Here is a 7790-nt window from a genome sequence, read left to right as displayed (position 1 = left end):
CCCTCCGTTGTGGAGTTTTAGTGATAGGACAACATTTTCATGGGACATTCATTTTGGGAACTCCCCCCCCGAAAGTGTTAAGTTTGAGATTACAATCTGCGCCAAGCAAAAAGCAGGTCGCCGTAAAGGCGAAACCTTTGAAATAATTCCGAATAACTCTCTACCGCGAAGCGCGCAATGCTCAATAAAAACAAAAAATCGTTGTCTTTTTCTTCTTTCTTTTCTTCATCCTTCAATCAAAAAAACCACCTTTCCCTCTTCAGGCCCGCTGCTCGAAGCGAATCCCCCTCCCCCCTTTGTTGACCCATATCCTCATATCAATATATGTATTCTATAAAAGAAACATTGAGCAGGAGTTCAACGGAAAATGTCATTCATAAATCTTCTTATTGTGGTCGCGGTCTGTATCGGCATGTGGAAAACCTTTGTCAAAGCCGGGGAATATGGATGGGCCTGCCTCATTCCATTTTATAACCTGTGGGTTCTCAATCGAATCGGAGGAAAGGAATGGTATTGGTTCATCGGCTATTTCATTCCCATCGTGAATATCATCCTCATGATCCTGCTCTCCATTGCAATAGCCAAAAAATTCGGACAGCCCGGTATTTTTGCCGCTGGACTCTTCATCCTCCCCTTTATTTTTTACCCCATCCTCGGATTCGGCGAATCCAGATATCGAGGATAACCACTCCTTCAGACACAAAAAAGCCCGGAAGAACACGTTCTTCCGGGCCATTTTTATACAATCAATATCGTTCTAATTCGCCACAATGTTGACCAATTTATTGGGAATGACGATAACTTTACGAACCGTCTTGCCCTCAATGAATTTGACCACATTTTCCAAACCGAGTGCAATTTTTTCCATCTCATCCTTGGGCGCATTGTTCGGTGCCTGGAATTTGGCGCGCATCTTGCCGTTGACCTGAACGACCATGGTGACTTCGTCCTTGATCAGGGCCTTTTCGTCAAAGGTCGGCCATGATTGCGACGTCAAACCCGCTTCATGTCCCAAAGCCTGCCACAATTCTTCACAAATGTGAGGAGTCACAGGCGAAAGCAGGGTCACTGCCGTGGCGATAGCCGACGACAACGCCATGGGATCACTTGTCTTCAATTCGTCTTTGAGATGATACATCTCATTGACCAGTTCCATGACAGCCGCAATGACCGTATTGAACTGGAATTCATTCTCGATGTCTCTGGTTGCCCGACGAATCGTGTCATGTTCTTTGAAACGAAGCTTCTTGGCCGCATCGGACTGCGGATCAGTCGCGGTTGTCGGCCAGGCCGGTTCCAAGATGTCTTCCAGCTCTTCCACCAAACGCCAGAGGCGACTCAGGAAACGGAAAGCACCTTCGAGGCCTTGATCCGACCATTCCAATTCCTTGACCGGCGGTGAAGCGAACAGAATGAACAAGCGGGTGGCATCCGCGCCATATTGCTCGATCATGGATTTGGGATCAACAACGTTGCCCTTGGACTTGGACATCTTGCCGCCGTCCTTGAGCACCATTCCCTGTGTCAACAGGTTGGAGAAAGGCTCGGTTGTCGAAATGAATCCGGTATCACGCAAGGCCTTGGTAAAGAATCTGGAATACAGCAAATGCAAAATGGCATGTTCAATACCACCAATATACTGGTCCACGTTCATCCAGTAATCCACGTGCTCCGAACCCAACGCTTCTGTTTCGTTGCGAGGGTCACAATACCGCAGATAGTACCAGGATGATTCGAAGAATGTATCAAATGTATCCGTCTCCCGCCGCGCGGGCTTGCCGCATTTGGGACACGTGCAATTCACGAATTCGTCCATGGTGGGCAGCGGGGATTTGCCATCCTTGCGGACCTGGGCATTCGCTGGCAACAAGACGGGAAGCTGGTCCTCGGGAACCGGCACCACACCGCAATCATCACAATAGATGACCGGAATGGGTGCACCCCAGAAACGCTGACGGGAAATGTTCCAGTCGCGCAAACGGTAGTTGACGGCCATTTTGCCAGCACCGGACGCATCCAGATGCTCAACAATCGCTTTCTGGGCAGGCTCATTGGCCATGCCATCAAACTCCCCTGAATGAATCAGGAAACCAGGAGCGGAATACGCTTCAGTCAAATCAGCGGCGTCCAGCACCTCACCCTTTTCATGCAGTTCAGGCGGATTGATAACCACTTTCTTGGTCAGTCCGTACTTGGTGGCAAATTCGAAATCACGCTGATCGTGCGCCGGAACCGCCATAACAGCACCGGTGCCGTATCCCATCAAAACGAAGTTGGCCACGAAAATGGGAATGTCTTCACCCGTGACCGGATTCACACAATAGCGGCCAGTGAAAATCCCTTCTTTTTCCAGATCATCAGCACCGCGTTTGATGCGGTCCATATTTCTGATATTGTTAATGAAACTTTCAATTTCATCTTTATTTTCCGCATCGGCGATCAAGGTGTCCACCAATGGGTGTTCAGCGGCCACAGACATGAATGTCGCACCGTACAAGGTGTCAGGCCGGGTGGTGAACACATCGATGGTCTCGTTCATGTCCTTGACCTGAAAGGTCAGCTCGGCACCGTACGATTTGCCGATCCAGTTGCGCTGCATGGTCAGCACGCGCTCCGGCCATCCGCCTTCGAGCTGCTCAAGATCTTTCAGCAACTCGTCCGCATAGTCCGTGATCCGCAGGAACCATTGTTCCATGTCCTTTTGTTCGACTTCGGACTCACACCGCCAGCACAGTCCCTCTTCCACCTGCTCATTGGCAAGCACGGTGTGACAGGTCGGGCACCAGTTTTGCGGAGAATCCTTGCGGTAGGCCAGGCCTTTTTCAAGGAATTTGAGAAAGAACTTCTGCTCCCACTTGTAATACTCCGGACGGCAGGTCGCGATTTCACGACGCCAGTCATAGGAATACCCGAGACGCTGCAACTGCTCACGCATTTCGCTGATATTCTGGTGTGTCCACGTGGCCGGATGTGTCTCATGCTTGATGGCCGCATTTTCAGCCGGAAGACCGAACGCATCCCATCCCATGGGGTGCAGGACATTGAAACCCTGCATGGATTTGAAACGGGCGACCACATCACCGATGGAGTAATTCCGCACATGCCCCATGTGAATCTTTCCAGAGGGATACGGAAACATTTCCAGGACATAATATTTCGGTTTACCGGGATCGGTTTCGACCTCGAAGCAGCCGGACTCTTTCCAGATGTCCTGCCACTTCTTCTCGATAGCTTCCGGTATATATTTTCCTAAAGCCATGATTGAACCTTTATGATTTGAAATGCTTATTTCTTGAGGGACTTGGCCACGCCATCCAGGATGCCGTTGACAAAGGAACGAGATTTCTCGTCCCCGAATGTCTTGGACAATTCTATGGCTTCGTTGATGGCGACCTTGACCGGAATATCAGTGAACATCATTTCATAGAGTGACAGCCGGAGAATGGATAATTCTACAATGGCGATCCGTTCGATCTTCCAATGCTGTGCATTTTCACCAATGGTCGAGTCCAGCGTTTCACGATTGGCTTCCACGCCCATGACCAAGTCATGAGCGAAATCCCGTGCCGTTTCAGACTCCTGATCCGCCACAAGCGGATTGATGGAAAACACGGTTTCCATAGCCATGGGATTTTTTGCATCACGAAAACGCATTGAGAAGAGCACCTGAAAAGCCAGAGTGCGTCCAACTCTGCGTATGCCGGGCCGATTGCCCTTTTTCTTGCCAGCCATAAACTAGATTTGCTCCAAAACGCGAACAGTTTCCAGCAAGGCGGAAGCGGCTTCCACACCCTTGTTGCCACCCTTGGAGCCGGCACGTTCGATGGCCTGGTCCAAGGAATCACATGTCAACAGGCCGAATCCCATGGGGACGCCGGTTTCCATGCTGGCCTGAGCAACACCCTTGGCGCACTCATTGCACACATAATCGAAGTGCGGAGTGGCCCCGCGAATGACCGCACCGAGCACGACAATACCGTCATACTCACCGGAGCGAGCCAATTTCTGCGCAGCGATGGGAAGCTCGAAGGCACCAGGTAGTCGAACAAGGGTCAAATCGTCTTCGCTACCGCCATGACGGACAAGGTAGTCCACGGCACCGGAAATAAGACGGTCAACGATAAAATCGTTGAAACGGGCCGCAACGAGAGCGACCTTCAACCCTTTGGCATTCAGTTGTCCTTCGATAGTCTTCATGGACATAATATTTTCTCCTGCACACTATAAGATATATGCGCTGTATTACGGTAGCACTTCCTGAAAAGTCAAATCAGACGGGACTTATTCGCCGTCGTCTCCATTGACGTGCAGCAAGTGCCCCATCTTATCTTGTTTTGTCTTGAGATATTTTTCGTTCAATTTACACGCCCCAACTTCAATGGGAACCCGTTCGGTCACTTCAAGACCGTACCCTTCCAATCCAACGATTTTCTTGGGGTTGTTGGTCATCAAGCGCATCTTGCTCACTCCGAGGGCCGCGAGAATCTGAGCACCAGTGCCGTATTCACGCAGATCCGGCGGAAAACCAAGTTTCACATTGGCTTCAACGGTATCGTACCCCTGATCCTGCAAGTGGTACGCCTTGATCTTGTTGCCGAGACCAATACCGCGTCCTTCCTGGCGCATGTACACCAGCACGCCTTTACCTTCATTGCGAATCATGCACATGGCGTCGGCCAACTGAGGTCCGCAATCGCAGCGCAAAGAACCGAAAACATCGCCGGTCAGGCATTCGGAATGAACCCGTACCAAGGTCGGCTCGTCAGGGTGAATGTCACCCATATACAAAGCGATGTGCGTCTTGCCATCGGCCTCGGAATTGAACGCCGCAGATTTGAAATCGCCAAAACGTGTCGGCAATTTAGCCTCGCCGACCTTTGTCACGGACTTGCCGTCAAATTTCATACGGTGAGCGATCAGATCGGCCACGGAGCATATTTTCAAATCATGTTTTTCGGCGTACTTTTCAAGGTCATTCAACCGGGCCATTGTGCCATCTTCATTCATGATTTCACAAATCACGGCAGCGGGTTTGAATCCGGCCAAACGGGCGATATCCGAACCGCCTTCAGTCTGTCCGGCTCGAACGAGAACACCACCGTCCTTGGCCCGAAGCGGGAAAATATGTCCGGGGGTCACGATGGAGTCCGGCGAAGCACCGTCTTCCACTGCGGCCAAAACCGTGGTGGCTCGATCAGCGGCGGAAATGCCGGTGGTCACACCATGGCGGGCTTCGATGGAAACCGTGAAATTTGTTCCGAACCCTGACTCATTTTTCTTGGCCATCAACTCCAGGCCAAGAGCGTCCGCCATGGTATTCTCCATGGGAAGACATATCAGCCCACGACCATAGGTTGCCATGAAATTAATATGTTCCGGGGTTACAGCCTCAGCGGCACAGACGAGATCGCCTTCATTTTCGCGATCTTCGTCATCCACCATGATGACCATTTTGCCCTGACGGATATCCTCAATGGCTTCTTCAATCTTACACAGTGCCATATCTTTGCACCTCAATATTTTTTTTGCCCGATCTCAGCGAACAGAGGCTCTCTGTCATGCTTCGAACAGGGGACACATTACTTAACGTAAAAGACTCCGGTGGGAAAGAGGAAAAATCCATATTGAAAGTCATGGCATATCAAACAAATACGCCACGGCTCAAGGGATTGGTCCTTTGTCGGCTTCAGCCTCCGGTCAATAATAATCATTCAAAAGACACGGGCAAGGGGGGGGATCAGACAAGGCGGATATGTTTATCTGTTTTTGGCACAAAGGCCTGGACCTGGTTCCTTCCATGCTTTTTGGCAAGACGCATGGCGGTATTGGCCGCGAGAACAAATGCGTCACGGAGCGGTCCTTTCTTTTTTTGCACAAACCGGACATCAGCGACGCCGCAACTGAGCGTCACCTTGACCGGCGGACCATACAGGTTGAGATCATTGACCTCGACAACCATCCGGACTTTTTCGGCAACCACCAGGGCCTGTTCCATCGTCGTTTCCGGAAGCAGCACCACAAATTCTTCACCACCGTACCGAACAACTCGATCCGTGGTTCGCACATTGGCGGATACCAGTCGAGCTACCTCCGCGAGGACCGTATCGCCAAGCGCATGGCCAAAGGTATCATTCACCCTTCTGAGATGGTCGATATCAACCATGATAAGGGATACAGGATGATTATACCGAAATGCCCGATCCAGTTCTTCATCCAGACGATCGAAAAACCACTGACGATTCGGCAGCCCAGTGATGTCGTCATGGGCGGATAACTGTGAAATGACGCCATATGAAGCATCCAACAACCGCAGACATCGGACGATGCAGCAGCCAGCGGCACCAAGGACAAAAAAGGCCGTCAGGGCAGGAAGAGCGTGAATATATGGCTGATGCGGAAATACAAAGGTCATGAGCAACGCAATGACCACAAGGACGCACGACCCTCCAAAAGTCAGCAGGCACGTTCGCCACAGTGTCTTTTTCTTGTGTATACTGTCAGTCAAAGCCATTGCGTATCCTCTCACTCAAAGGGAACTCCAGGCCCAGTATACCATGCTCAGTCAAAAAAGAAAGACCGCGCTTTTCCCTTCGTCAGAAAGGACAGGCGCGGCCTTGATAAGCGGTTTGAATCCAACCTCACATCCGGACACAATGGAGAGGGACAGGCGCAACACCATGCGGGGCCTCAGCCACCCGCGCCGCGACCAATCGGTCAAGCAGTGTTTTTTGCCGAGTGGACAAAGCATTGCTGTCCAGGCTCCGGCCCGCATCATAGATTCCGACCACGTCTTCGATGACGGTCACACTATGGGCACGGCGGTGCCAATGCAGAATATTTCGATAATCGGCATCAGAGGAACCTCGGTACAGCCAGCCGCCGCAACGATCGACCACCAATCTTCGAGAAAGACTCAGACACAGCGGATGGATATTGCCCTGACGGACAAGAGGTTCTGCATCGAAGACCGGGATAAAAGGTCGCTCGAAAACCAATTGCGTATCGACTCGACCAATAACCATTTCAGCATCGAAATGTTTGATATATTGTTTGAAGGCGTGCGGCTTCAAGGCATTGTCATCATCCAGGAAAACGATTTTTTCCCCGGAAGCGATTTTGAGCAGCATATCTCGCACACCATTTCCCCAATCATTGTCCTTCGGCAGAGTGAACGTCCTGAGTAAGGACGTCGCTCGTGGGGTTTTCCCCTTCGTGCCATCGAATCCAATGAGAATTTCAACTTGCCCTTTGTCCAATCCGGCAAATTCAACGGCCTCATCCACGGAGGAAACCGCTTTTTGCAATGCCTTTGGCCTCTTTCCGGTGGAGGGCACAATCACTGAAAAGAGTCTATCGCCGTCCCTGGCCATATCCAATCTCCCTCCCGCTTCCTTGCGGGTCTCAAAGGGTTTTCCCCTTTTGTTTGTTCCATAATTCTCGAATAAAATTCGACAATTCATGAGACTTATCGACACAGAATACACAATCTTTAGAGGGGGTGGGAGGATTCGCTTCGAGCAGCGGGCCTGAAAAAGGGTAAAGGGGGGTTCCTTTTGATTGAAGGATGAAGAGAAGAGGAAAGAAAAGGCCTAGTTTTTTCGTTTTTATGGGGTGTTGTGCGCTTCGCGATGGGGAGTCTTTCAACATTATTTCAAAGGTTTCGCCTTTACGGCGACTTGCTTTTTGCGAGGCGCAGATTGTAATCTCAAACTTAACACTTTCGGGGGGGGGGAGTTCCCAAAATGAATGTCCCATGAAAATGTTGTCCTAACACTAAAACTCCACAACGG

Annotated in this window: 9 protein-coding genes; 2 read left to right on the top strand and 7 right to left on the bottom strand. The window is 50.7% G+C overall.

Going from position 1 to position 7790, the window contains the following annotated elements:
- Both GO013_RS17085 and GO013_RS16445 read left to right on the top strand, forming a co-directional pair.
- A partial coding sequence (locus tag GO013_RS17085) for a hypothetical protein (protein WP_203529688.1) occupies window positions 1-337 on the top strand: 337 nt, incomplete at its 5' end.
- A gap of 30 nt (window positions 338-367) precedes the next feature.
- The gene (locus GO013_RS16445) at window positions 368-685 is read left to right on the top strand and encodes a DUF5684 domain-containing protein (RefSeq protein WP_163813086.1); all 318 of its coding nucleotides are present in this window, start codon (window positions 368-370) and stop codon (window positions 683-685) included.
- Window positions 686-757: 72 nt separating this feature from the next.
- Here GO013_RS16445 and leuS read toward each other — a convergent pair whose 3' ends face one another.
- From leuS to GO013_RS16410, 7 genes are all read right to left on the bottom strand, one after another.
- Entirely contained in the window at window positions 758-3259 is a 2502-nt protein-coding gene (leuS, locus tag GO013_RS16440; protein ID WP_163813084.1) for a leucine--tRNA ligase, read from the bottom strand.
- Window positions 3260-3285: 26 nt separating this feature from the next.
- Entirely contained in the window at window positions 3286-3732 is a 447-nt protein-coding gene (gene nusB, locus GO013_RS16435) for a transcription antitermination factor NusB (protein ID WP_163813082.1), read from the bottom strand.
- 3 nt (window positions 3733-3735) lie between these two features.
- Window positions 3736-4206 carry a 6,7-dimethyl-8-ribityllumazine synthase gene (gene ribE / locus GO013_RS16430; RefSeq protein WP_163813087.1) on the bottom strand — a complete coding sequence of 157 codons (471 nt, stop codon included), beginning with the start codon at window positions 4204-4206 and terminating at the stop codon, window positions 3736-3738.
- 75 nt (window positions 4207-4281) lie between these two features.
- Window positions 4282-5502, bottom strand: coding sequence for a bifunctional 3,4-dihydroxy-2-butanone-4-phosphate synthase/GTP cyclohydrolase II (locus tag GO013_RS16425; RefSeq protein ID WP_163813080.1), 1221 nt, complete (start codon window positions 5500-5502; stop codon window positions 4282-4284).
- Window positions 5503-5737: 235 nt separating this feature from the next.
- Window positions 5738-6511 carry a GGDEF domain-containing protein gene (locus GO013_RS16420; RefSeq protein WP_163813078.1) on the bottom strand — a complete coding sequence of 258 codons (774 nt, stop codon included), beginning with the start codon at window positions 6509-6511 and terminating at the stop codon, window positions 5738-5740.
- 127 nt (window positions 6512-6638) lie between these two features.
- Window positions 6639-7370: a glycosyltransferase gene (locus GO013_RS16415; protein ID WP_163813076.1), complete on the bottom strand. Its 732-nt coding sequence runs from the start codon at window positions 7368-7370 to the stop codon at window positions 6639-6641.
- A 31-nt stretch (window positions 7371-7401) separates the two neighbouring features.
- Window positions 7402-7755: a hypothetical protein gene (locus GO013_RS16410; RefSeq protein WP_163813074.1), complete on the bottom strand. Its 354-nt coding sequence runs from the start codon at window positions 7753-7755 to the stop codon at window positions 7402-7404.
- Window positions 7756-7790 lie beyond the last annotated feature (35 nt).

Origin of the sequence: Pseudodesulfovibrio sp. JC047 (assembly GCF_010468615.1) — a bacterium.
Classification (GTDB): domain Bacteria; phylum Desulfobacterota; class Desulfovibrionia; order Desulfovibrionales; family Desulfovibrionaceae; genus Pseudodesulfovibrio.
Note: the sequence above shows the minus strand (reverse complement) of the source record. Positions and strands in the feature narration are given on the sequence as shown.